Origin of the sequence: Nonomuraea sp. CA-141351, from assembly GCF_050944675.1 — a bacterium.
Taxonomy (GTDB): Bacteria; Actinomycetota; Actinomycetes; order Streptosporangiales; family Streptosporangiaceae; genus Nonomuraea.
Genome location: NZ_CP191982.1, coordinates 9,980,889 through 10,003,765, shown reverse-complemented (window position 1 = coordinate 10,003,765; position 22,877 = coordinate 9,980,889). Strand labels below are relative to the sequence as shown.

Here is a 22,877-nt window from a genome sequence, read left to right as displayed (position 1 = left end):
TCCGACATCGATCACAACTCCAGATAGGCCCTAGTGCGGTGACCACATAGGTTCACCGGCTCGGGGAACCCTGGTCGACGGCGCGGGGCTTCGATGGCAAGGTCAACAAGGAGCAGGCGGAGAAGGCCAAGGCTGCCCTTGAGGGCGGCGGCGCCACCGTCAGCATGAAGTAGTGCTACTTCGCTTCCGAGAAGGAGCGGCCACACCCAGGTGCCGGGTGGGTCGCTCCTTTCCGTTTCTGCCACTCGTTACGCTGCTGGGCGTGATCAACGTTGTATCCGAGTGGACCAAGGGCTTGGCGATCTCACGGGGGGCTGGAAAGCCGGTGGCTGAGCCGTGGGGCTGGCGCATCGAGGTCGAGGGGATCGGGCGATACGTCGTCACCGACCTCCAGTGGCTGGAGAAGCTGCTCCCCACAGTCACTGAACAGGGCGCCTGGCTCAAGCTCTTCGTCTCCCCCGAGGAGGCTGCGCCGTACCTCACTCAAGGGTGGGAACGCACAGACCCCAGCTTCATGATGACCGTGGACCTGGAGCGCGCCGAACCCCGCTGCCCGGCCGGATACGAGATCGAGGTGACCACCTCCGGAGCGGCCACCTTCGTCCGGGTCCTGACCGCCGGTGGCGAGCAGGCCGCGCGCGGCCAGATGGGTTGCACGGATGAGATCGTGGTCGTCGACAAGGTGCTGACCGAGGAGGCGCACCAGCGGCGGGGCCTGGGCACGGTGGTGATGCGCACCCTGCAGAATCTGGCCATCGACCAGGGGGTCAGCGTCGGCGTCCTGGGCGGGACCGTCGAGGGGCGGGCGCTCTATGAGCGGCTCGGCTGGCGCGTGGTCTCACCCCTGACTTCCTTCCAGTACGGCGGAGCCCAACCCTGACCGATCGCGCCACTTCAACGGAAGTCGCAACCGCCGCGATCCCGGAGAGTAATGTCCTCGCGCGCTCCTCACGCTCGAAGGGGTAATCAACGAAATTGTTATCCGCAAGCCTCTCTTCCTGGCGCGTCCGCGGAGTGGATGCGGAGCGGGTGTGACGACAAGCCGGTCACCGTAAGAAGCGCGAGGGGAAAAGAACGCCGGCGTATGCGACAAGACATACACGCCGTTCCAGGCGTCGATGGGAATCGCGCGGGTAAATGCCCAAAAGGGCCTTCCGGTCCGGCTAGCCACGTTGAGAGTTCCTGTGTCTCAAGGCTGGCAGCCGGCCATGAACGAGGACGGGACAGTAATCACCGTAGGAACAAGAACTGGCGGGGGCTTATTCATTGCGGCTGCCCAAGCTGCGTTCCGGCCTCATAAAGGACATCTGCTCTCGGCTCCAGGCCGTGTTTCGGAATGGCGCCGTGGCCGGCCCATGGAGATGCCTGGTCGTGAGGACCGGACCGGTATCGGGTGTTCGGTGCTCTGGCCGCCCTCATGGCGAGGCAAGATGGTACGCATGACTTTGGCCACCCCCATATTGCACACCGCTCGGCTGCGACTGCGGCCATTCACCGACGCCGACGCGGCCCCCCTTTTCGCGCTGCACAGCAGCACCTACGTGCTGCGCTACTGGGACGCCCCGCCATGGAACGAACGGGCCCGCGCCGAGCGCTTCATCGAGGCTTGCCGGAAGATGGCGGACGAAGGCACCGGGGCGCGGGTGGCCATCGACCGTGTTTCTGACGGTGCCTTCATCGGCTGGTGCAGCCTGACCCGATGGAACCCGGACTACCGCAGCGCGTCGTTGGGCTACTGCCTCGACGATGCGGTGTGGGGCCACGGCTACGCGACGGAGGCCGCGCGCGCCTTGCTGCAGTGGGCATTCGACTCACTGGACCTGAATCGAGTTCAGGCCGAGACCGATACGCGAAACGTGGCATCTGCCCGGGTCCTGGAGAAGGTCGGATTCGTGCGTGAAGGGACATTGCGAGAAGACTGCGTCGTGAACGGCGAGGTATCTGACTCGTGGGTGTTCGGGTTGATCAGGCGAGAGTGGCGGCCGTCGGCCGTGTCGATCCCCGGCCGCTGACTTCCTCGCCAGCGAGACGGCGTCTGGGCGCCGGTGCTTCGTTCCGCTGCGGCGATGGGCTGGCACGGACTCACGCAGCAGCGCCACGGCCAGCGGCGCGATGCGGTCGGCGGGACGGCGCACCCGCTGGGCCGGCCGGACCGCGACATCGCGACGCCACTCCAAAGGGCGGGTGGCCGCCACCCGGCACACCTGGGCGACGTCGGGGGTCCTCGGCCCAGCGGCGGTTGACGCCGCGGCCGGTCATCCATGTCACGGCGGCCGCCGGACCGGTGATGACGCCGACACCGGTCAGCAGCAGCGCGCCGGCCAGTGTGTCGAGCAGGTCGCCGACCTCCCAGGAGGCCATCTCCTCGAAGTCGTCGGGATGCACCTGCTCGGTGCGGGCGCGACGCAGCTCCTTGACGAGGCCGGGCAACCGCCCAGCTCGGCGCGCTCCTCCTCAGCGTGCGTGACCAGCCGGTCGGCCAGGCGGGTGACTGGTTGCGAGTGACCAGGTCGCAGATCTCCGTCCAGAGGGTCATCGGGAGACCTCCACGGCGGCGCGGGCGACGATCCGGGCGGCCAGCACGTGTTTGCACGGCCCACGGGAGCCGCGATGGTCCCACCACCACTCGCAGGTGCAGGAGCTGTCTGCCAGAGAGACCCGGCGCGCGCCGCCCGAGGTGTGGACGGTGGCAAACTCGCCTTCGAGGTGCACGGCGCCCGCGTCGACGAGCTTGCGCGCCTTGGCCAGCCGGGGGTTGAGCAGGATCACGTTGTCCTTGTCATAGGGCAGCTCGCGGTGGAAGTGGGCGGCCTCCGACAGGTCGTAGCCGACCCGGCCGGCGACGCCGAGCTGCGTCAGCGCGGCCCGCACCCGGTCGGCGGGGATGCCCGCGCGGTCGGCCAGCAGGCCGATCTCGATCTCGGGCTCGAAGTTGAGCAGCATGCCCACTACGTCGGCGTCGTTCTCGGCCTCGTCGGTGGCCAGGCCGTCGAGCACCGTGCCCTCGCCGGAGAAGCCGCGCCAGCGCTCGGGTGAGAGCGTGAGCGTGTAGCGCATGCCCGGCAGCTCCAGCTCCCAGGCGCTGGAGGCGGCGTCGGCCGGGCCGTAAACCCGGAGGGACTTCGCGAAGCGAAGCAGCGGCAGGAGGGTGCCGAGCCGGTTGGGGCCGGCGAGCTGGACCGAGCCCGGAACCTGACGGCCGGAGACCTTCAGCTCACGCCCCGCCTGCGCCACCCACACGGTGCCCTTCTTGGGCAGCCCGCGCAGGAACCGCACCGCCGCCATGCCTGTCAGCTCACCGCGCTGGTCCATGCCCGAGGCGATGAGCTGCACCTCGGCGAATCCGCGTAACCAGCGCTCGGGCAGCGGCACCTTCTTCTCCACCACCGCGCCGTCCATCGTGGTCACGACCAACTCGTCGAGGCCCACCCCCAGGTGCAGCGGGTCACGCGCGCCGAGGCGCGCCAGCGCCTCCCGGAGCGGCGCGTTCACGTCGACGTTGGTGGTGCCCCGGTCGAACACCTCGCCGTCGAGCGTGCCGTTCAGCAGATCAAGCCGGGCGTACACGCCGCCACAGGCCGAGAACGACTCGAACCGCAACCGGTCTCCGTTGCACGTCACCACCGGGTCCCGCACCCAGCCGGGCCGCGCCTGCGGCTGGTGATAGCGGGCCAGCGCCACATCGGCGACGCCGAGCAGGGCCGCCGCGGCGGGGGCCGCCTGGGTCACCACGCCGCTGAAGAACCGGGGAGCCACGGCCGGGCCGGACAGGACCCGTCCGCCGGAGGTCGCCAATCCGAGACGACCGTCGACAAGGGAGGAGGGCGCGGCGTACGTGTACGCCTGCGTCGCTGAAGTCATGGCCGGGACGATAGATCGCCCCACCGACAAACCGGCGCGGCAGATGTCGAGGAGATGAAAGATCCTCGGTGCCGGAGTTCAGCAGGAAGTTACGGGCGGCCTGGGCGGTCCACAGGCCTGTGGGGTTGGCGGTAACGCCGAGCAGGTGGGCACGACGACTGCCGTGTTCGAGCGGCGTGTGAGGTTGACCGTGTCCACGTGCAGGAAATCGACGGCGACGATGGGTCGGCCTGGGCGGTCAGGAACTTCTTCCACGTCGGCCCGGCCGCGCCTCGGGGCGGTGCGCCGTAGCGGGAAGTGGTCGGCGGACGTGGTGGCTCCGGTGTCGGTGAGCACAGCCGGCGCTGCCGGTAAGCCGCCGGCTGATCTTCCTAGGAGGGGGCGAGCCGTGCTCCGCGCGAGCGGAGAGAATCCTGCAGCGCCGTCACGTCGATGTCTTCGACGCGCTTGCCGGACGCCGCCGCGTGGGCGGCCGCCACGCCCGCCGCCTCGCCGGTGGTGAAACAGGTGGCGGTGATCCGCAGCGAGCCGTTCGCCTCGTGGGTGGAGGAGACGCAGCGTCCCGCGACGAGCAGGTTGCCGAGGCCGGCGGGTACGAGAATCCGATACGGGATCTCGAAGCCGCTGCCTACCGGATCGGTGTGCGAGAGGCCGGGAGAGTCGTCGGAGTGAATGTCGATCGGGAACGCGCCGCGCCCGATCGTGTCATCGAAGGGCGATCCGGTACGTACATCCGCCGCATTCATGGTGTACAGGCCGAGGACACGCCGCGATTCCCGCACACCCACCCGATCTCCGACGGCGCTGAGATGGCAGGAGCCGAAACCGGGCACGCGGTTCCTGAACCAGCGCACGAACTCGAAAACCTGCCTGCCGAGCTCGGCGTGCGCCAGGCCCAGCCCTTCCTCCGCGTCCTCCGCCCGCGTCCTGGTGACGTTCACCACCACTTCTCCCCGGCGCGGCCACCCGGCCAGATGCATCTCGGTACGGCGCAGGCGGAGCTCGCCGCGCTCGTGGCCCTCCGCGAGCAGCCCGCCGAGACCCCAGACGTTGACGTGGTCCGCGTCGTCCTCGCCGATCACGCTGCCCGGCCGTACCTGGTCGGGGTGCTCGCGCAGGTGGCGCAGGAGCAGGGCCAGATCGACGCCGCCGAGCTTGAACAGCAGTGAAGCGGGTTGCCGGGCGGAGGTGTCGGTCTGGAAGGACGCACCGGCGAGTGCGGCGGCCGCCGCGTCGCCGCTCGCGTCGATGACGACGGCGGCTCTGACGATGCGGGAACCGGCCAGGGTGTGCACGCGGACGGCCGTGAGCCGTGCGTCGTCGCCGGCCGTCGCATCGACGATCGGCGACTGCAGCCAGACCCGCACTCCCGCTTCGTCGAGCATGACGGACTGGGTGAGCGCGAGTGCCGCATGGTCGACGGGAGTCCTGCTGGCGGTGTAGCCGACGTCGTCGCGGATGTGGCCGGGCGAGGCGCCGATCTCCATGAGCCGCTCCACCAGCCGCTGACCGAAGCCGCCGGTGACCTGTTCGCCGCGCACGTCGTGGAATCCCGCTGAGTGTTCGAGCAGCTGCCAGGCGAGCGTCCCGCCGACCGAGCCGCTCGCCTCGGCGAGCACCGTCCGGGCTCCTTCTTCCGCGGCCGCCACCGCGGCGGCGACTCCGGCTGATCCGCCGCCGACGACGAGGACGTCGGTGTCGCGAACGGGTAGTGCCGAGTTCGTGGTCACGATGGTTCTCCCTGGCTCAGAGCGGCAGTCGGTGACGGACGAGGCTGCCGTACATCGCCACGGTGACCAGCAACAGCGCGGCCGAGACGATGAGCGCGACGACGAAGCCGCCGGTGACGTCGACGATGACGCCGGTGGCGATCGGCGCGAAGGCGCCGCCGAGGAAACCGCCGAAGTTCTGGATGCTGCCGACCGAGCCCACCATCTTGGAGGTGGTGACCACGTCGGCGGCGAGGGCCCAGTACGAGGCGGTGGTCAGGCTGTAGGCGAACATGCCGAGGGTGAGCATGATGATCGCCACTGCCGGTCCGGTGCTGAACGCGGTCCCGACCAGCGCGAGCGCGGTAAGCAGCGCGCCGCCGGCGATCGTCCGGCGCCGGGCGTCCAGCGGGCGGATACCGCGTTTGACGAGCCTGTCGGAGAACCGTCCGCCGATGACCACGGCGACGCCGCCGGCGATGTAGGGGATGGCCGAGAGCAACCCGGCCGCGCTCAGCGAGAAGTGCAGCGCGGACTCCAGGTAGCTCGGGAGCCAGGTGATGTAGAACCAGAAGACGTACTGCAGGCAGAAAGCGCCGACGATCATCGCCCAGATCGAGCCGTGCCGGAACAGCCGGAGCCAGTCGCCGCCGACGCTCGACGCCTCGCCGGCTTCATCCTTCTGACTGACCTCGGTACGTTGGTTGTGCTGGATGTAGTCGAGCTCCTCGGCGCTGACCCAGGGGTGGCGCTCCGGCTTGCGATAGACCACGACCCAGGCCAGGACGCCGAGGAATCCGAGCACCCCGACGATCACGAACATCAGCTTCCAGCCGAACGCGAGCATGAGCGCGGTGGTGATGGGCGGCGCGATGGCCAGGCCGACCTGGGTTGCCGCGATGTAAACGCTGGTCGCCCGTGCTTTCTCGTGCTCGGGAAACCACTCGTTCGTGGCCTTCAACGCGCCGGGGAAGAGCGGGGCCTCGGCGATCCCCAGCACGACACGCAGCCCGATGAACGTGCCGATGGTGCGCGCCAGCCCGGTCACGGCGCCCGCGATCGACCAGACCGCCGCGGCGACCGTCATGATCACCTTGGGGCCGAACCTGTCCACCACCCAGCCCGCCGGCAGGTTCATGATGGCGTACGGCCAGATGAACGCCGAAAGGACCAACCCCATCTCGGTGTTGCTGAATCCGAGCTCCTCGCGGATCGTCGGTGCGGCGACGGAGAGATTGCCGCGGTCCAGGTAATTGGTGATCGTGAGCATGGTGATGGCGCAGATGATCGCCCATCGGACGTTCTTGCCGCGCGGCCGTCCACTCTTGGCGGCCGCATCGGTTGTTCCCGTGCCCTTGGCCGGGTTCTCCACGGACATGCGTCCCTCGCTAGGGTCTGCGGTGTCGGCGGCCGTACGCGATCCGCGTATGTCACCGGTTACATTGGTGGGTCAGTCTGGTGTCGTCCTGCTCACGTGTCAAGGGTCCTGTACTTGACATAGATGGATGTCAGGGCACAGCCTTGGGTGATGTCACCGGTGACATTTTGATATTCCCCCGATTTCACGACGGTGGGGGACCGGCTGGTCCTTCATGAAAGCAGGTGTCTTTCTCGTGTCCGCAGTAGACCTTCATGGCATCATTCCTCCGCTGGTCAGCCCGTTCACCAGTGACGAGCAGCCGGACGTAGACGCGCTGCGCGCCGAGGTTCGCTATCACATCGACCTCGGCGTGCACGGTGTCTGTGTCACCGGGAGCACCGGGGACGGGCAGATGCTGTCGGTCGACGACTCCGTGGCCTTCGCCGCGGCGGCGGTGGCCGAGTCGGCCGGCCGGGTGCCGGTGATCGCCGGGATCATCCAGGACAGCACGCGTGAGGTCATCAGGTACAGCAAGGCGATCGCCGCGACCGGCGTCGACGCGCTGCAGGTGACGCCGGTCCACTACCTGTTCCAGCCGGACGCGGACACCACCGTGGACTACTACCGGCGCATCGCCGAGGCTACCGGCCTGCCGGTGCTCATCTACAACGTCATCCCGTACGCGCTGATCCCTGCCACCACCGTTGCCCGCACGCTCAACGAGATTCCCCAGGTCATCGGGGTCAAGCAGTCGGGAGGCAACATTCATCAGCTTGCCGACCTGTTGTATCTCAACCCGGCCGGCGGCAAGGTCTTCACCGCCGTGGACGACCTGCTGTACCCGAGTTACATGATCGGCGCCGAGGGCGCGATCAGCGCGACGCTGACCGTCGTGCCCGAGCTGTGCCTGCGGCAGTGGGACGCCGTGCAGCGTGGAGATCACGCGCTGGCCAGGGAGCTGCACAACAAGCTGCTCCCCGTCTGGCGGGCGATCGACGGACCGAACATGACCCTGCGCATCAAGGCGGCGCTTGCCATGCAGGGACGCAACGGTGGACACGGCCTGTCGCCGCTGACCCCGGTCTCGGACGGCGAGCGCGAGACGATCAGGGCCGCCCTGCTGGAGGCGGGCGTCAAACTCGCCGACTAGGCGGACTCGCCCCGAGGGCAGCCTGCTCAGCCTCGGGGCGGGGGTGCGGCGCAGGAACTGCGAATCCGGAAGTCAGAGGGAAGGACGACGTCCTCTGGCTGCTCCGCGGCAGGGTTCGCGAGGGCGTCCAGGAGCAGCCGGGCCGCCTCGGTGCCCATTTGGTACGCGGGCTGAGCGATCGCTGTCACCGGCGGGTCCACGAACGGGAACAGGGTCATGTCGTCGAAGGTCAGCAGCGACACCTCGCCTGGCACCTTCACCCCCATCTCCCTCGTGGCGCTCAGCGCCCCGACACCGAGCAGGTTGTTGAAGGAGAAGACCGCGGTCGGCGGGGTGTCGAGCTCCAGGACTCGCCGCATGGCCTTGCTCCCGCCTTCGATGCCGAGATAACCCTCGAGAACGCATTCCGGTCTGATCGACAGTCCCGCCTCCGCGCACGCGGCGCGGAACCCGGCGAGTCGCTGCGCCGCGGTCGCCATCGTGTGCGGACCACTGATCATCGCCAGGTCTGTGTGTCCAAGGCCGATCAGGTACTGCACGGCGCGGCGCGCCGCCGCCTCGTTGTCACACAGCACCGCAGGCCCGGCGATGTCGGCCGGGCGCCGGTCGATGAAGACCGTGGGCATGCCGGTCGCCGCCAGCTTCCTGAGCATGCTGGAGTCGGCCGTACTCGAGGTCAGGGCCACACCGTCGACGGTGCGGGACTCGAACGCGGTGAGTACGGCACGCTCCCGCTCGGGGTTGAGGTCCGAGCTGCCGACGAGCACCTGGTAGCCGCCGGCGACCGCCGCGTCCTCCAGCCCGCGCGCCACCTCACCGAAGAACGGGTTGGAGATGTCGGCGACCAGCAGTCCCAGCAGCTGGGTCCGGCCACGGGACAGGCTGCGTGCCACGGCGTTGGGCACGTATCCCAGCTTGGCGACGGCGTCCTCCACCCGCTCGCGCAGGGCGTCGCTGACAGGGGTCGTACCGCGCAGGACCCTGGCGACCGTGGCGGTGGACACACCCGCCAGCTTCGCCACGTCCCGGTTGCTCGCCTGCCTCACCGCAATCTCCTCGCTCAGCGCCATGTCACCGGTGACAGGAGAGTACTACCCCGCGGCGGGTGGCGAACGCGGGCCGGGCCGCCAGGGGAGGTCAGGTGGCGATGGTGTTGGACTCCATGTCGGCCACCGTCCACTCCTCGACCTCGTCCAGGTGGACCGCCGCGGCCTGCTGGGCCGCCGCCACGTCGCGGGCGGCCATGGCGTCGAGGATCTCCAGGTGGCGGTGGGAGGATCCCTTGGTCCTGTGTGGCCCGGTGGCGCCGAGCACGCGCAGCCAGGCCACGAACGGCTCGACCGAGCCGCGCGCCTTGATCAGCCGGCTGTTGCCGGTCGCGGCCACGATCTCCCGGTGGATGCGCATGTCGCTGGCGAAGAAGGGGTCGTAGTCGCCCTTGTCGATGGCGGCCAGCGCTTCGACCGCCTCGGCGCGCAGGTCGGCGATCTGCGCATCGGACATCAGGGTGGCGGCGATGCCGGTGGCCACCCACTCGATCCCCTTGCGCAGCTGGCAGACCTCGCGCACATCGGTGACGCCCGGCCGGGCGACGAAGGTGCCCGACCGCGGCCGGGTCTCGACGAGCTGGTCGTGTTCGAGGCGGGCCAGCGCGTCCCGCACCGGGGTACGGGACACGCCGAATTCTTCGGCCACCGCCTGGGGGTCCAGCCGTGAGCCCGGCTCGAACACGCCGGTGGTGATGCGCTCGCTGAGGATCCGGTAGAGCTGGTCGGCGATGGAGTCGACGACCAGGGACGACCTGCCGGACGGACGTGCGGGCACGGTCATGCTGGTTTCTCCCTGCGGATGTGCAACATCTAGTCGATCAGGTTAGCCGCACGCAGCGCGCCGGCGATGCGCTCGCGCTCGGCCTCTGTGGCGGGGCCGAACGGCTTGCGCGGCAGCCCGCCGTCGCGGCCCTGGACCTGGAGGGCGGCCTTGAGGGTGGCGGGCAGGTTGGGGCCGTCGATGGCGCGCCACACCGTGAGGATGCGCTCGTGCAGTTCGAGGGCAGTCGCGTGGTCGCCCGCCTGCACCGCGTCCCACAGCTCCACCGACAGCTTGGGCGTGACGGTCGGGATGGCCGCGAGCGCGCCATGCGCGCCGAGGACGAACGCCGGGTAGTGCAGGTCGTCCAGGGCGGCCAGGATGGTGAACCGGTCGCGGACCCGGTGCAGCAGGTCCGCGAGCAGATGCATGTCGCCGCCGCTCTGCTTGACCGCGATCAGCTGGGGGACGCCGGCAAGCTTCTCGATCGTGTCGACGGGGACCAGCGCCCACGGCACCACGTTATAGAGCACGATCGGCATGCCGGTGGCCTCGCCCAGGAGCCGGTAGTGCTCAACCGTTTCCTCCGCCGACGGTGCGAAAACGTAGTGCACGGGGGTGACCTGGAGGGCGTCCACACCGGCTTCCTTCAGCGCCAGCGAATACCTGATCGCCTGGGCGGTGGAGTTCTGGATCACGCCGCCGATGACCGGGACCCGGCCGCCGACCTCATCCACCACGACCTCGCAGATCGCTTTGCTCTCCTCCACTGACAAGGTCTGCCCCTCGCCGGTGCTGCCGCACGCACAGATGGCGGTCACCCCGGCGTCCAGAAGGTACTTGACCTCACCACGCAGCAGTTCGAGGTCGACCTGGTCTTTCTCGTCGAACGGGGTGACGACCGTGGAGATCATCCCGTGCAGGTCCAGGTCTTTCATGTACATCCTCCTCGGGCAAGCGCCCTTGTCTAAAATCTGGTGTCTGATACATTAGCCGACCAGATGCGGGGGTACCACCCCGGCCCTGAGGAGAGCCCGATGAACAACCAATCGAACGCATCCGCGAGCGGCGCCTCGTCGGTCCGGAGAGTCACCGTCGCCAGTGCCCTCGGCACCACGGTGGAGTACTACGACTTCACCCTGTACGCCACCACCGCGGCGCTCGTCTTCAACGACGTCTTCTTCCCCGCCGACAACGCGATGGTCGGCACGCTCGCCGCGTTCGCCACGTTCTTCGTCGGCTACCTGGCCCGCCCGCTCGGCGGGATCATCTTCGGCCACTACGGTGACCGGCTCGGCCGCAAGACCATCCTGGTCATCACCATGGTGCTGATGGGCGGCGGTACCTTCGCCGTCGGCCTGCTGCCCTCCTATGACAGCATCGGCATCTGGGCGCCCATCCTGCTCACCCTCATCCGGCTGCTGCAGGGCCTGGGCATGGGCGGTGAGTACGGCGGCGGCGTCCTCATGGCCCTGGAATACAGCCCCCGCGAACGCCAGGGCTTCTACACCTCCCTGGTGCACATCGGCACCCCCGCCGGCGTGCTGCTGCCGGTCGGCATCGTCACCCTGCTCGACGCCTGGCTGCCCGAGGGCGCCTATGAGTCGTGGGCCTGGCGGCTGCCGTTCCTGGCGAGCATCGTGCTCATCGCGCTCGGCGTTTACATCCGCACCCAAATCAGCGAGAGCCCGGAATTCGTCAAGGCACGCGAGGACCGGCAGTCACACCGCCTGCCGGTCAAGGAACTGTTCGCCGGCTACACCGGCCGCGTCGTCACCTCCGTCATCGCGAAGATTGCCGAAAGCGGCCTGTTCAACGTCTACTACGTGGTCGCCATCGCCTACGTCACCACCGAACTCGGCCAGCCGCGCGAACCCGTGCTCCTCGCCGTCCTGGTGGCCTGCGCGATCGAGTGCTTCACCCTGCCGCTGTTCGGCGCGCTGTCGGACCGTGTCGGCCGCCGGGCCGTCTACATCGGCGGCGCGGTGTTCCAGCTTGTGCTCGCCGTACCGTTCTTCCTGCTGGTCTCCACCGGCAGCCTGCCGTTGATGATCCTGGGCATGACCCTCGGCCTGGCCGTCGGGCACGGTGCCATGTACGGCGCGCAGGCCGCCCTGTTCGGCAATCTCTATCCGGTCGGCGTCCGCTACACCGGCCTGTCGGTCACCCAGCAGATCGGCGCCACCCTCGGCGGCGGCCTCGCCCCGCTCCTCGGCACCGCACTGATCACCGCCGGCGGTGGCCACTGGACCTGGGTGGCCGTCTACGCCGTCGCCATCGCGGCGCTCTCCAGCCTGGCCGCCACCCGCCTCAAGGCCGGCGAAGCCGTGCGCGAGCCGGTCGGCACCCCCGTCATGAAACCGTAGTCCTGAAGCCCCGTCATGAAACGTCCGCTACCCGGGAGGCCAGCATCGTGACATCCGCGCACATCCCGTTCCTGCCCGCCGACGGCGACCCCGTCCCGCCGGGCCTGCGCGGCTTCGCCCGCGCCCACGCCCGGCTGGTCGAACTGCACGAGAACCCCACCTACCTCGCCGCCAGGCACCGCCACCCCGGCCGCACGGTCGGCCTGGTCTCCGGCGGCGGCTCCGGGCACGAACCCCTGCACGCGGGATTCCTCGGCCGAGGCATGCTGGACGCGGTCGCGCCAGGCAAGGTGTTCGCCTCGCCGCACAACCGGCAGGTGCTCGAGGCCAGCAGGAAGGCCGCCGGCCCCGCCGGTGTGATCCACATCGTCAAGAACTACACCGGCGACCGGATCAACTTCGGCATCGCCGCGGAACGGCTCAGACACGACGGCATCGAGGTCCGCCGCGTGCTGGTCGACGACGACCTGGCCACCGAGTCCGACCAGACCGCCACCGGCCGCCGCGGCACCGGCGCCACCATCGTCGTGGAGAAACTGCTCGGCGCCGCCGCCGACACCGGCCTCGGCCTGGACGAACTTGCCGGCCTCGGCACCCGCTTCGCCGGTGCGTCACGCAGCCTCGCCGTCGCCACCCGGGCGCACACCTCGCTGCACACCGGCAGGCCCTCCTTCGGCCTGGAGCCGGGTCAGATCGAGTACGGCGTCGGCATCCACGGCGAGCGCGCCGCCCAGTCGATCGCCAGGCCGCCCATCGAGAAGCTGATCGAGACGATGCTCGACCGGCTCATGGAGGGCCTGCCGGACGGCCCTGACGAGGTCGTCGCCGTCGTCAACGGCCTCGGCGGCACCACCCAGCTCGAACTGTACGGCCTGCATGATCTCGTGGCCGCCGGGCTGGAGCTCCGTGGCCTCACCCTCGTCGACGCCCTGGTCGGCACGTTCGTGCCCGCACTCGACATGGCCGGCTTCTCCCTGACACTTACTCGCCTGCGGCCGGAGTGGAAGGCATGGTGGGCCGCTCCCGCGATCACCCCGGCCTTCCCCGCGCGCAGCACAGAGGAGGACGTTCACTGATGGCTCTGAACGAGGAAGTCATCCTGCGCCGCTACGCGACAGCCGCTGAAGCCGCACACGCCGAGCTCACCGAACTCGATCAGCTCAGCGGCGACGGCGACTTCGGCGACAACCTCAGGAACGGACTTCGCGACGCCGTGACGGCGTATGAGAAATCGGGTGGCTCCGCGCTGCGCGTGCTCGGCGAGGTCTTCCTCGACGAGGTGGGTGGCACCAGCGGCCCCCTGCTCGGCCTGCTGTTCACCGAGATCGCCCGCGCGCAGGAGAAGCAGGGAACCGACCCGGCCGCCGCCTGGGCCGCGGGTACCGCCGCGGGTCTGGCCGCCATCCAGCGGGTCGGCGAAGCCGAGGTCGGCGACCGTACCCTCGTCGACGCCCTGGCTCCCGCGGTCGAGGCGTTGAAGCGAGGGGGAGAGACCGCGTTCTCCGCGGCCGCGGAAGCGGCGGGTGCCGGTGCCGCGCGTACCGCGGAAATGCGCGCCCGGATGGGCCGGGCCAGCTACGTCGGCGACCGGGCCAAGGGCGCGCCCGACCCCGGTGCCATGGGCGTCGCGGTGCTGTTCTGGGTAGTCGCCACCGTCGCGGATCCGCGGGCAGACCTGCGGCCCCCGCTCGCCTCCCTGTAGCCGCCCTTCGTCGCGACGCTTCGGCGGATGACGCCCTTGGCCAGCAGGAAGCTTCCATTCCCCCGGCGGCCGGTTCGCACCAGTTCGGTCAGGGCGGTGCCGGTCTCGCGGGTGATGGGGCCGGTGTGTTCGAGGCCGAGGCGGTGCGGGCGCGTCGCCAGGCCGTCACCGGCACGGCGGCGGCGATCGGCAGGCCGGGCCACCACAGGGCAGTCGAGGCCGAGGTCGCGGTCGAGCCGGACGGTGACGTCGTTGAGCCGGTCGCCCATCCAGGGGCAGATGGCGGCGGCCGCTGTAGACCCGGGTCACCGGTAACGAAGGGCGCGAGCTGGCGGCTCGCGCCCTTCGTGATTTACCGCTGGCCCGGCATGGCACTGGGCCAATACCTGCCCGTGATGTCGCAAAGGCGGATCAATTCAGGGTGGGGTATGCGAGACCTCAAGGAAGGGGAATTTGTGCCACAGAAGGTGAGGGGCGCCAGGGAGCGGGCATAGCGGACATTAAGGACAAAACCCCAGAATAGATCATAGGGGGAATCATGTTCGGATACCTGCCATACGCCGTCGACCGTCCAGCGCCACGTACGCTTTTGCGCCGCTGGTACGACGCCATCCTGTCCGGTGGGTGAGGCTGGGGGAAAGCAGGCGCTGCGGCCGCACTTTGGTCGCAGCGCTCAAAATGGCGGGCCGCGTGATAAATCTATGCCGGGCTTCAAGGGAGCTTCACAACCTTATCTTCCCGGTGCGCAGGCAACGGTTACTTTGCCTCTGGAGCGCGTAGTTCGGGTTCGAGTGGCAATGCCCCGGAAGTAGCGCGAGCGTCACCTTAAGCCATTCCTCCGATGACGTGACCTCTGGCACGGCCATCACGGCTTCGGTGCGGACTGGCGGGCCGCTGGGTCAGCGGTGCCGCCGGTACTGCAGATATACGATCCCGTTGCTGGAGGCGGTGCTGGAGACCAGGTCGAGCTGGTAGGACTTGGGGACGCCGTCGAACAGCCGGGTGCCCTCGCCCGCAACGTAGGGGAACATGCTCAGCTGGAGCTCGTCGATCAGGTCGAGCCGCATGAGCGACCGCCAGAGGCTGACGCCGCCCCAGACCACGATGTGGCCGTCGCCGCCCAGCCTGAGCTTGTCGATCTCTTCTGCCGTGTCACCAGCGGCGATGGTGGTGCCGGCCCAGTCGGCCGTCTTCAGGGTCCGGGAGAAGACGACCTTGCGCCCGGCGTTCAGGATGTCGGCGAACGGGTGGTCGGTGGACGTTGCCATGGCCCCGGAGATGCCCTCGTAGGCGGTGCGACCCATGATGTGTGCGTACGCGCTCTGGAGAAAGTCGAGGTGCGCCGGGGCGTCGGGCTCACGGTTCTCGGGCAGGTCGAAGCAGAACTTCCAAAACTCGGTGCCCTCGTCGGCGAGAAGGCCGTCGAGGGAGTAGTTGAACACTGTCGCTATCAGCTTCCGCATGATCAGAACTCCGTGGTCTCGGATCCTCTGGGGGCCGTGCTTGCTAGGGGAACGTGCGTGTCCCGGGCCGCAGCGCTCGCGTTGCCGCGGCTGCGACTTGTCGCTAGTGATTTAGACGCCACTGCCGCCCGGAAGTCATCGGTGCCCGGTCAGCTGGCCTGTTGCGCTGTCAGGTGTCTACTCGCCGCTGTCGATCGCGTAGGTTCGGGCTTGTTTCCGGATCTTGGCGTAGACCGAGCCGGAGATCACGCCGTCCGTCCTGGTCCGGAAGAGCCGGCCGTCCTTGGCCGTGCCGTGCGTGTCGAAGTGTGCCCGGAGTCCGGCCGCCTCAGCCGGACGCAGGCCACCGAAGTCCTGAAGGTAAAGGACATACGGCGTTTTTACGTAAATATGGATACAAATGGAGCCTTCCTAGGAGGTTCCATGACTATCCGCACTCAACTGCCGCTGGAGCAGCCCAGCCCGTTGCAACTGGCCCCTGTGCTGCGCGCGCTGCAGACGCAAGGACCGATCCACCCCATCCGTACCGCGGTCGGAGATCCGGCCTGGCTGGTGACCGGTTACGAAGAGGTCCGCCGGTTGCTGGATGACCACCGGCTCGGCCGGGCGCACCCCGCACCGGACAACGCCGCACGCACCGGAGAGTCGGTGTTGTTCGGCGGGCCGATTGGCGACTTCGACACCGAGCAACTCGACCATCGCCGGATGCGCGCCCTGCTCCAGCCGCACTTCTCCCCCAAACGGATGCGGGCGCTGCGCCCTCGCGTCGAAGCGCTGACCAGCGACCTGCTGGACGAGCTCGCCAGGCGGGGGCCGCAGGCCGACCTGCACGCGCGTCTGGCGTTGCCGCTGCCGATCGCGGTGATCTGTGAACTGCTCGGCGTGCCCTACGCCGACCGCGCGCAGTTCCACGCCTGGACGCAGGCTGCTGCGGATGTCACCGACAAGACCCGCTCAGAGCAGGGGCTGACCGAGCTGTTCACCTACGGCCGGCAGTTGGTGGCCCGCAAACGGCGCGAGGGCCACCTCGGCGGTGACAGCGAGGACGCAGATGTGATCACACGCCTGGCGTTGACCGAAGGGGTCAGCGACGACGAGGCCGCCATCTTGGGCATGCTCCTACTGTTCGCCGGGCACGAGACCACGGTCGTCGCGATCGGCATGGGTGCGTTGTGGCTGCTGGCCCACCGCGACCAGTGGCAGGAACTGCTCGGCGACCCCTCCCGCGTCAACGCAGCCGTGGAGGAGATCCTGCGGGCGTCCGGCGTGGGCGGGCACGGCATCCTCCGCTATGCCCGCGTCGATCTGGACGTCGCGCACGTGCGGGTGCGCGCCGGCGATTTGGTGCTGCTGGACCTCAGCGCGGGCAATCACGATGCCGAGGTATTCGCCGAGCCGGACCGATTCGACATCAACAGGCAGGCGGGAGCCCACCTCACCTTCGGGTATGGCGCTCGCTACTGCCTCGGCGCCCCGCTGGCGCGGATCGAGTTGCAGACCGTGTTCTCCCAGCTGATATCGCGCTTCCCCACGATGCGGCTGGCCAGAGACGTGCAGGAGCTGACGGTCAACAGTCACCTGCTCACCGGTGGCCTGGCCGAACTTCCTGTCACCTGGTGACATCGGGTCCTTTCCCGATCACCTCCCGACTCAAAGGTAAAAATTGCGTCCTTTGCCATGGCATGGGTCGTGTTTGCCGTTTATGCGGAGTTAAGGTTGCCGGACCTTGGTGTCCCCGTGACCGAAGAGGGAGGGATGGGCGAACGCCCGCCGCGCATGTGGAATGTTCCTTCGTTGTCCTCAGTGGCATCCGCTTTCACCCCCATCACCCGTCTTGCGGGCGGCCTGCTCGGGGCAGGGACGCAGGCCGTCGGGAAGGTCTGCGACTGGGTCGGCGGACTGTCGGCTGCGGTGCTGGCGATGCCCGCACCGCTGGTCGACAGTGGCAGGACCATTACGCCTGCGGCTCCCTCCGCTAGAGGGCCTTTTGTGGAAGTACGCCCGACTGGTTTCGCCCCGATGACCGTGGCGTACGAGCGGCGCGGCACCGGGGAGCCGGTGGTCTTGCTCCACGGCATCGGGTCGAACCGGCAGGCATGGGACGCCGTGGTGCCGTCGCTGACAGCCGAGCACGAGGTGATCACGGTAGATCTGCCGGGCTTTGGCGAATCCCCCGATCTGCCCGACGGTCTGCCCCACGACCTGCCCACCGTGGTGGCGGGACTGGGCGCCGTCTTCAGCGCGCTCGGGCTGGAGCGGCCGCACGTGGTCGGGCATTCCATGGGCGGGCTGATCGCGTTGCGGCTGGCTCAGGCCGGTCTCGCCCGCAGCGTGACCGCACTGGCCCCGGCCGGATTCTGGAGCCATACCGAGCGGTGGTACGTCTTCACCGTACTTAACGCGGCCCGTCAGATGGCGCGCCTGCCGGAGCCGATCACGGCGTGGCTCTCGCAGACGTTCCTGGGGCATGCGGCCTTGACCGGCACCTTGTACATGCGCCCTGACCTGTCCACGCCGGAGGCGGTGGTGGCGTCGCTGCGTGCACTACGCCATGCGGTCGGGTTCCAAGCCACCGTGCGCGCCGGGCGGGCACGGGACCTGTTCGTCGGGGACATCCCCGACCTCCCGGTGACGCTTGCCTGGGGCACCGCCGACCGTGTCCTGCCGGCGCGCCAGGCGGCACGTGTGGCAACCATGATCCCCACGGCGCGGATGGTGTGGCTGCCTCGATGCGGCCATGTGCCGATGAACGACGCGCCCCAACTGGTCGCGCAGGTCATCCTGCAAGCCACCGCCCCTGGCCCCACCGCCGAGCTTCCCGAGAGCGGGCATGGCTGGCTTCGCCGACTCACCGCATCCAAGCGAGTGACGTTCGGCCGTACTGGATCCGCAGACTCCCACTGGGGTCATGGAGCGGTTGAGATATGACGAAGCACGCAGCGTCCGGATCGCCACGGCGCGGGACCGCGCCGGGCCCGTCAACCGGGGGCTTCTCGAGGATGCCGATGGGCAGGTCGCTTTCTCCGTGGGCGCGCTACCAGCGCCGATCATGGGCCGGCTCGTTCAGGGAGCCGTCGATCTGGATGCGTGAGCTCTTCGTCCCGTGGAGAAGCACCCGAAGCCGGCTTCAACGTCGCGGCCCCGTGCAGGGGGCCGGCCGGCAGGGAGTCTCCCGAGTCCATTCGGACTTGTGGCCGAAGCCGCGGCTGTTGTCGATGAGGCGGAGCCAGTGGGGCAGTACTTCCCAGTAGTCGGCGGCGGACAGCGCCTGGGCCAGGTGTGGGGTGTCGGCAACGAACGGGAAGCGAGCGGCGTAAACGGTGCGGGCCTCATCGCGGGCCGTTCCCTCCAGGCGGTGGCAGGTGCCCTGCCCCTGGATGCCGGTGATGGCATCCCAGGTCTGGTCGTCCTTCTGCGCCGTGAATGAGCATCGGGCCGAAGGTTGCCCGGAAAGAAGTGCTTGACCGTGCCGAGTGCTTACGGAACTGAGGAACACGAGGGTGGTATCGAGGGAGAGGGCATAGAAGACGGCGCATACCTGGGGAAAGCCGTCCTCGTCCACGTACGCCAGGTTCAGGGTGGTGTGAGCGGCGAGCGCCCGCTGGATCTGCGGCGGGCACTCGCCGCATTGCCGTGGATGTCTCATCCGGCAGTCCGCAGCGGGGGGACGGCGGGGACCTCGGGGGCGTTGCGGATGTCTTCCACGGTCATCTTGAAGTTCTCGGGGTACGCGTCGCGCTGGGTGCGACGGGCAGGCTCGCTGGTGCGCCAGCAGTACAGGCACTGCTGGCACTGGAGTACGTCCCAGACGCCGGGCACCGGCGAAGTGTAGAGCTTCTCGATGGTCTGGTACGCGCAGCGCGGGCAGATGGTGTCCTCCGCGGCCATGGTGGGTGTCCTTCCTTTCGTTTCGGGTGGTCAACGGGCGGCGAGGGCCTGCAGCCTGGTGAGCCATTCGCCCATCTCGGGGAGGTCACGGACCTGATTGCCGTAGTTGCCGCGGGAGTCTGGCTCGGCGGGGGTGGTGGCGTCGAGGATGAGCTTGTCGACGATGCCGGGCGTGTTGGACTGCGGGGCGAGCCCCAGCACGGACAGATTGGGGACCACGATGAGGTCGCCCAAGGGGTTCATCTTGGTGGACAGCGCCCACATGACCTGCGGCAGGTTGAAGGGGTCGACGTCCTCGTCGACGACGATGACGGTGGCGGCGTAGCCCAGCCCGTGCGGGGTGGTCAGCACGCGCATACCGACGGCTTTGGCGAAGCCGCCGTAGCGCTTCTTGGTGGAGACGATGACGACCAGGCCGTGGGTGTACATGGCGTTGACGGCCTGCACCTCGGGGAAGTCCCGCTTGAGCTGCTCGTACAGCGGCACGCAGGTGTTGGCGGCCATGAGGTAGTCGATCTCGGTCCAGGGCATGCCGAGGTAGAGGTGCTCGAAGATCGGGTCGGTGCGGTAGGAGATCTTGTCGATGCGGATGACGGTCATGTTGCGGCCGCCGGAGTAGTGGCCGGTGAACTCGCCGAAGGGGCCTTCGATCTCGCGCTTGCGGCCCTCGATGACGCCCTCGATGACGACCTCCGAGCCCCACGGCACGGGCAGCCCGGTCAGCGGAGCCTTCGCGATCGGTGCGGGGGCACCGCGCAGGGCACCGGCCAGTTCGTACTCGTTCTGGTCGTACTCAAGGGGGGTGGAGGCGACGATGGATATCACCGGCTCGTTGCCGAGGGTGATGGCAATCGGCAGGTCTTCGCCCTTCTCCTCGGCCTTGCGCAGGTGCTGGGCGATGTCGTGCATCGGGACGGGCTGAAGGGCGAGTTTGCGCTTGCCCTTGACCTCGATGCGGTAGATGCCGACGTTCTGCTTGCCGGAGTTCTCGGGGTCGTCGGGGTCCTTGGAGACGACCGCGGCCTTGTCGATGTAGAACCCGCCGTCACCGTCGTTGAGCCGAATCAGGGGCAGGATCTCGAAGATGTTGATGTCATCGCCTTCGACGGAGTTCTCGGCCCACCCGGGGTTGTCGCGCCACTCGGGCTTGACGGGGAAATCGCCCCAGCGGCGGATGAACTCGTTCACCTGGTCCTTGGTGCTGCTGTTCTTGTCCATGCTCAAGGCGAGGGCGTGGTTGGCCCAGGAGCCGTGCACGTTCATCGCGATGCGGGCGTCGGTGAAGCCCTTGACGTTGTCGAAGTACAACGCCGGGGCGGCGTCACCCAGGCGCGGGGCGGCGTTGGCGGCGGCGGCGATGTCCGGTTCGGGCATCACCTGCTCGGTGATGTGCAGCAGCTGGCCTTCCTGGTCGAGGGTCTGAAGGAAGCTGCGCAGGTCGTCGTACGGCATGGTGGCTCCTCTGCTTGTTCTGGTGGTTCCGGAACAGAGCACCGGGGGCGAATGCTCGGGTGCGCGCGGCTCCTGGTCAGGCCGCAGTGGGCTCGGGTTCACGGGTGGGCTGCTGCTCGCGGGTGGCGCGCATGCCGGCCCAGCGCCGGGCGGCCGGTGCGGGCAGGTCGAACTGATCGAGGATGCGCGCGGTGACGTGGTCGACGATGTCGTCGACCGACGCGGGGTGGTTGTAGAAGGCCGGCATGGGCGGCACCATTTGCGCCCCCATCCGGGTGAGCGCGAGCATGTTCTCCAGGTGGATCTCGCTCAGCGGGGTCTCACGCGGGACCAGCACCAGCTTGCGGCGCTCCTTGATGACTACATCGGCGGCACGGGCGACCAGTCCGTCGGCGTATCCGGCCCGGATTCCGGCGAGAGTCTTCATCGAGCACGGCGCAATGATCATTCCGTCGGTCCGGAAGGAGCCCGACGAAATGGTCGCCCCCTGGTCCTCAGGGCTGTGGGTCACGTCGGCGAGGTCGCTCACCTCACGCACCGACAGGCCGGTTTCCAGCTCGATGGTGGTGCGCGCCCACCGGGAGAGGATCAGGTGGGTCTCGACCTTGGGTAGCTCCCGCAAGTTCTCGAGCAAGCGGACGCCGAAGACAGCACCCGTCGCGCCCGTCATGCCCACAATGATTCGCATAGTGTGCGGCTCCTCCGCTCTGTGCTCATTGGGTGGCTCATCGCGCAAACGGTCGCGATCGCCTTGACGAAGTTCTGATTCGACCGTCCCCCGGAGGGCCGCCAGGTGCCGAGGTACGGGGCTTCACCCGGTTGCGCGCCCGGGCGGCACACGACGCAGTGAACCTCCAGGCTCCGATGCGCGCCGAGTTCCACGACCTGCTCACCGTGTCGCCCGGCTACCTGCGGCACACAGTCGACGCCGTGACGTATGACGTGCCGCTGGGGGCTCGGCTGTGGATTCGACCCGACCACGTCCACCGCCTCGATCGCACTCCGGACACGGCCGAGGGCACCGTTGTGATCTTCGTCCTGGGGTTCTGCGACACCGCCACCGTGACAGCGGCCCACGTCGAACTCCTGCGGCATCTGCCGGCGGCACTGGGAGTCGACCGCATGGCTTCACCTGATGAGAGCCCCGCGCTCATTGCCCGACCACGGCGGACGAGACGTCCCTGGGCGGCTCGCGCAGCACCTCACTGCGAGGCCTCCTTGACGACGAGCCCCCCCGCATGTCAGCCGTGGCCTGCCCGATCGCGGTGGGCTGGGGATTCGGTACCCGAGTAGGTGTAGTAGTCCGTCTGGGGCAAGTCGATGAAGGCCAGTAGCCGGGCCGTGAACTCCTCGAAGAACTGGTCCACCGTCTGCGGCACGTTGTAGTAGGTGGGGATCATCGGATAGATGGTGCCGCCCGCCTCTGCCACTTGGGTGAGGTTGCGCAGGTGGATGAGATTGAAGGGGGTCTCGCGCACGCACAGCACAAGGGGGCGGCGTTCCTTCAGCGTCACGTCGGCGGCGCGCTCAATGAGAGTGTTCGCAGTACCGCTTGCGATCCGCCCGACCACGCCGAGCGCACAGGGCACGACGAGCATCCCCCAGGAGGGGTAACTGCCGGAAGTCGGTCCGCCGGCCAGATCCTCCGGATCCCACACTTTGACCTTGTCCACCCTCGGCGGCCCGCCCAGCACGAGGGTGGCCGCGTCCCCATCTTCGGCGCGACCAGTCTCGTGTGCGATCAGCTTCCGTCCCGCAGCCGACACCATCAGGTCGACCTGTCCCACCCGGTCGTCCTTGATCAGGGCTTCCAACACGAACCGCGCCATTCGGGCGCCCCCCGCGCCCGTCACTGCAATCGTGATGTTTCGCCGCACCGTCATCGGCCTCACTCCCTTGATTCCAAGCTTGTCCTGGCACGTCCACACCGAAGATGGGCAGTAGAAGCCACCTTGATCGCATCTGGGATACCTGCAGGGTGCGGCTCTGCGATGTGCCTCCGCTTCTGTTGGACCAGACTAGCGAGCAATGCAACAGAACGCGAAGGTTCGATTACTGAGTGTCGCCATGTGTGGCTTGCGGTCGATCACCTGGCGGCGCCTGCCGAAACTACATGA

At 68.4% G+C, this 22,877-nt stretch carries 23 protein-coding genes; 10 read left to right on the top strand and 13 right to left on the bottom strand.

All coding sequences use genetic code 11. The features are described from left to right. Nucleotides 1-262 precede the first annotated feature (262 nt). The gene (locus ACQPWU_RS46925; protein WP_433432565.1) at nucleotides 263-880 is read left to right on the top strand and encodes a GNAT family N-acetyltransferase; all 618 of its coding nucleotides are present in this window, start codon (nucleotides 263-265) and stop codon (nucleotides 878-880) included. A 559-nt stretch (nucleotides 881-1,439) separates the two neighbouring features. Continuing rightward, a complete protein-coding gene (locus tag ACQPWU_RS46920) occupies nucleotides 1,440-2,012 on the top strand; it encodes a GNAT family N-acetyltransferase (protein ID WP_433432563.1) in 573 nt (190 codons plus the stop codon). A gap of 70 nt (nucleotides 2,013-2,082) precedes the next feature. Here the strand turns inward: ACQPWU_RS46920 and ACQPWU_RS46915 are convergent, their stop codons facing one another. The 4 genes from ACQPWU_RS46915 to ACQPWU_RS46900 form a co-directional block, all read right to left on the bottom strand. Then, nucleotides 2,083-2,430, bottom strand: coding sequence for a hypothetical protein (locus ACQPWU_RS46915; protein WP_433432562.1), 348 nt, complete (start codon nucleotides 2,428-2,430; stop codon nucleotides 2,083-2,085). A 102-nt stretch (nucleotides 2,431-2,532) separates the two neighbouring features. Continuing rightward, a complete protein-coding gene (locus ACQPWU_RS46910; RefSeq protein ID WP_433432560.1) occupies nucleotides 2,533-3,861 on the bottom strand; it encodes an SWIM zinc finger family protein in 1,329 nt (442 codons plus the stop codon). 371 nt (nucleotides 3,862-4,232) lie between these two features. Continuing rightward, nucleotides 4,233-5,591, bottom strand: a complete 1,359-nt coding sequence (locus ACQPWU_RS46905; RefSeq protein WP_433432559.1) for an FAD-dependent oxidoreductase — start codon at nucleotides 5,589-5,591, stop codon at nucleotides 4,233-4,235. 16 nt (nucleotides 5,592-5,607) lie between these two features. Further along, nucleotides 5,608-6,948: an MFS transporter gene (locus tag ACQPWU_RS46900; protein ID WP_433432557.1), complete on the bottom strand. Its 1,341-nt coding sequence runs from the start codon at nucleotides 6,946-6,948 to the stop codon at nucleotides 5,608-5,610. 235 nt (nucleotides 6,949-7,183) lie between these two features. Here ACQPWU_RS46900 and ACQPWU_RS46895 point away from each other — a divergent pair, with 235 nt between their 5' ends. Further along, nucleotides 7,184-8,080 (top strand): dihydrodipicolinate synthase family protein, encoded by an 897-nt coding sequence (locus ACQPWU_RS46895; protein ID WP_433432555.1) that lies wholly within the window; start codon nucleotides 7,184-7,186, stop codon nucleotides 8,078-8,080. A gap of 26 nt (nucleotides 8,081-8,106) precedes the next feature. Here the strand turns inward: ACQPWU_RS46895 and ACQPWU_RS46890 are convergent, their stop codons facing one another. The 3 genes from ACQPWU_RS46890 to ACQPWU_RS46880 all read right to left on the bottom strand — a co-directional run bounded on the left by ACQPWU_RS46890 (nucleotide 8,107) and on the right by ACQPWU_RS46880 (nucleotide 10,827). Beyond that, nucleotides 8,107-9,126: a LacI family DNA-binding transcriptional regulator gene (locus tag ACQPWU_RS46890; RefSeq protein WP_433432553.1), complete on the bottom strand. Its 1,020-nt coding sequence runs from the start codon at nucleotides 9,124-9,126 to the stop codon at nucleotides 8,107-8,109. 91 nt (nucleotides 9,127-9,217) lie between these two features. After that, nucleotides 9,218-9,910 carry a GntR family transcriptional regulator gene (locus ACQPWU_RS46885; RefSeq protein ID WP_433432551.1) on the bottom strand — a complete coding sequence of 231 codons (693 nt, stop codon included), beginning with the start codon at nucleotides 9,908-9,910 and terminating at the stop codon, nucleotides 9,218-9,220. Nucleotides 9,911-9,939: 29 nt separating this feature from the next. Then, nucleotides 9,940-10,827, bottom strand: coding sequence for a dihydrodipicolinate synthase family protein (locus ACQPWU_RS46880; protein ID WP_433432549.1), 888 nt, complete (start codon nucleotides 10,825-10,827; stop codon nucleotides 9,940-9,942). Nucleotides 10,828-10,926: 99 nt separating this feature from the next. On the opposite strand from ACQPWU_RS46880, the gene ACQPWU_RS46875 reads away from it, so the two are divergent. The 4 genes from ACQPWU_RS46875 (at nucleotide 10,927) to ACQPWU_RS46860 (ending at nucleotide 14,451) form a co-directional block, all read left to right on the top strand. Then, complete coding sequence (locus ACQPWU_RS46875) at nucleotides 10,927-12,255, top strand: MFS transporter (RefSeq protein WP_433432547.1); 1,329 nt, start codon at nucleotides 10,927-10,929, stop codon at nucleotides 12,253-12,255. Nucleotides 12,256-12,302: 47 nt separating this feature from the next. Beyond that, nucleotides 12,303-13,331, top strand: a complete 1,029-nt coding sequence (locus ACQPWU_RS46870; RefSeq protein WP_433432545.1) for a dihydroxyacetone kinase subunit DhaK — start codon at nucleotides 12,303-12,305, stop codon at nucleotides 13,329-13,331. Further along, on the top strand, nucleotides 13,331-13,957 hold the full coding sequence (gene dhaL / locus ACQPWU_RS46865; RefSeq protein ID WP_433432543.1) for a dihydroxyacetone kinase subunit DhaL: 627 nt from the start codon (nucleotides 13,331-13,333) through the stop codon (nucleotides 13,955-13,957). The genes ACQPWU_RS46870 and dhaL overlap by 1 nt, the downstream gene beginning before the upstream one ends. Before the next feature lie 125 nt (nucleotides 13,958-14,082). Next, nucleotides 14,083-14,451, top strand: a complete 369-nt coding sequence (locus ACQPWU_RS46860) for a hypothetical protein (RefSeq protein ID WP_433432541.1) — start codon at nucleotides 14,083-14,085, stop codon at nucleotides 14,449-14,451. A 405-nt stretch (nucleotides 14,452-14,856) separates the two neighbouring features. Here ACQPWU_RS46860 and ACQPWU_RS46855 read toward each other — a convergent pair whose 3' ends face one another. Further along, nucleotides 14,857-15,420 (bottom strand): dihydrofolate reductase family protein, encoded by a 564-nt coding sequence (locus tag ACQPWU_RS46855; RefSeq protein WP_433432539.1) that lies wholly within the window; start codon nucleotides 15,418-15,420, stop codon nucleotides 14,857-14,859. A 423-nt stretch (nucleotides 15,421-15,843) separates the two neighbouring features. Between ACQPWU_RS46855 and ACQPWU_RS46850 the strand changes: the two genes are divergently transcribed. The 3 genes from ACQPWU_RS46850 to ACQPWU_RS46840 all read left to right on the top strand — a co-directional run bounded on the left by ACQPWU_RS46850 (nucleotide 15,844) and on the right by ACQPWU_RS46840 (nucleotide 18,511). After that, nucleotides 15,844-17,040, top strand: a complete 1,197-nt coding sequence (locus tag ACQPWU_RS46850) for a cytochrome P450 (protein WP_433432537.1) — start codon at nucleotides 15,844-15,846, stop codon at nucleotides 17,038-17,040. 117 nt (nucleotides 17,041-17,157) lie between these two features. Next, the gene (locus ACQPWU_RS46845; protein WP_433432536.1) at nucleotides 17,158-18,348 is read left to right on the top strand and encodes an alpha/beta fold hydrolase; all 1,191 of its coding nucleotides are present in this window, start codon (nucleotides 17,158-17,160) and stop codon (nucleotides 18,346-18,348) included. Continuing rightward, nucleotides 18,329-18,511 (top strand): hypothetical protein, encoded by a 183-nt coding sequence (locus ACQPWU_RS46840; protein WP_433432534.1) that lies wholly within the window; start codon nucleotides 18,329-18,331, stop codon nucleotides 18,509-18,511. The genes ACQPWU_RS46845 and ACQPWU_RS46840 overlap by 20 nt, the downstream gene beginning before the upstream one ends. Nucleotides 18,512-18,547: 36 nt before the next feature. Here the strand turns inward: ACQPWU_RS46840 and ACQPWU_RS46835 are convergent, their stop codons facing one another. From ACQPWU_RS46835 to ACQPWU_RS46815, 5 genes are all read right to left on the bottom strand, one after another. Continuing rightward, a complete protein-coding gene (locus tag ACQPWU_RS46835; RefSeq protein ID WP_433432532.1) occupies nucleotides 18,548-18,982 on the bottom strand; it encodes a hypothetical protein in 435 nt (144 codons plus the stop codon). 80 nt (nucleotides 18,983-19,062) lie between these two features. Then, nucleotides 19,063-19,308: a non-oxidative hydroxyarylic acid decarboxylases subunit D gene (locus ACQPWU_RS46830; RefSeq protein WP_433432530.1), complete on the bottom strand. Its 246-nt coding sequence runs from the start codon at nucleotides 19,306-19,308 to the stop codon at nucleotides 19,063-19,065. 30 nt (nucleotides 19,309-19,338) lie between these two features. Continuing rightward, the gene (locus ACQPWU_RS46825) at nucleotides 19,339-20,760 is read right to left on the bottom strand and encodes a non-oxidative hydroxyarylic acid decarboxylases subunit C (protein ID WP_433432528.1); all 1,422 of its coding nucleotides are present in this window, start codon (nucleotides 20,758-20,760) and stop codon (nucleotides 19,339-19,341) included. Between the two features lie 76 nt (nucleotides 20,761-20,836). After that, nucleotides 20,837-21,448, bottom strand: a complete 612-nt coding sequence (locus tag ACQPWU_RS46820) for a non-oxidative hydroxyarylic acid decarboxylases subunit B (RefSeq protein ID WP_433432526.1) — start codon at nucleotides 21,446-21,448, stop codon at nucleotides 20,837-20,839. A 553-nt stretch (nucleotides 21,449-22,001) separates the two neighbouring features. Continuing rightward, nucleotides 22,002-22,643 (bottom strand): UbiX family flavin prenyltransferase, encoded by a 642-nt coding sequence (locus tag ACQPWU_RS46815; RefSeq protein WP_433432524.1) that lies wholly within the window; start codon nucleotides 22,641-22,643, stop codon nucleotides 22,002-22,004. Nucleotides 22,644-22,877 lie beyond the last annotated feature (234 nt).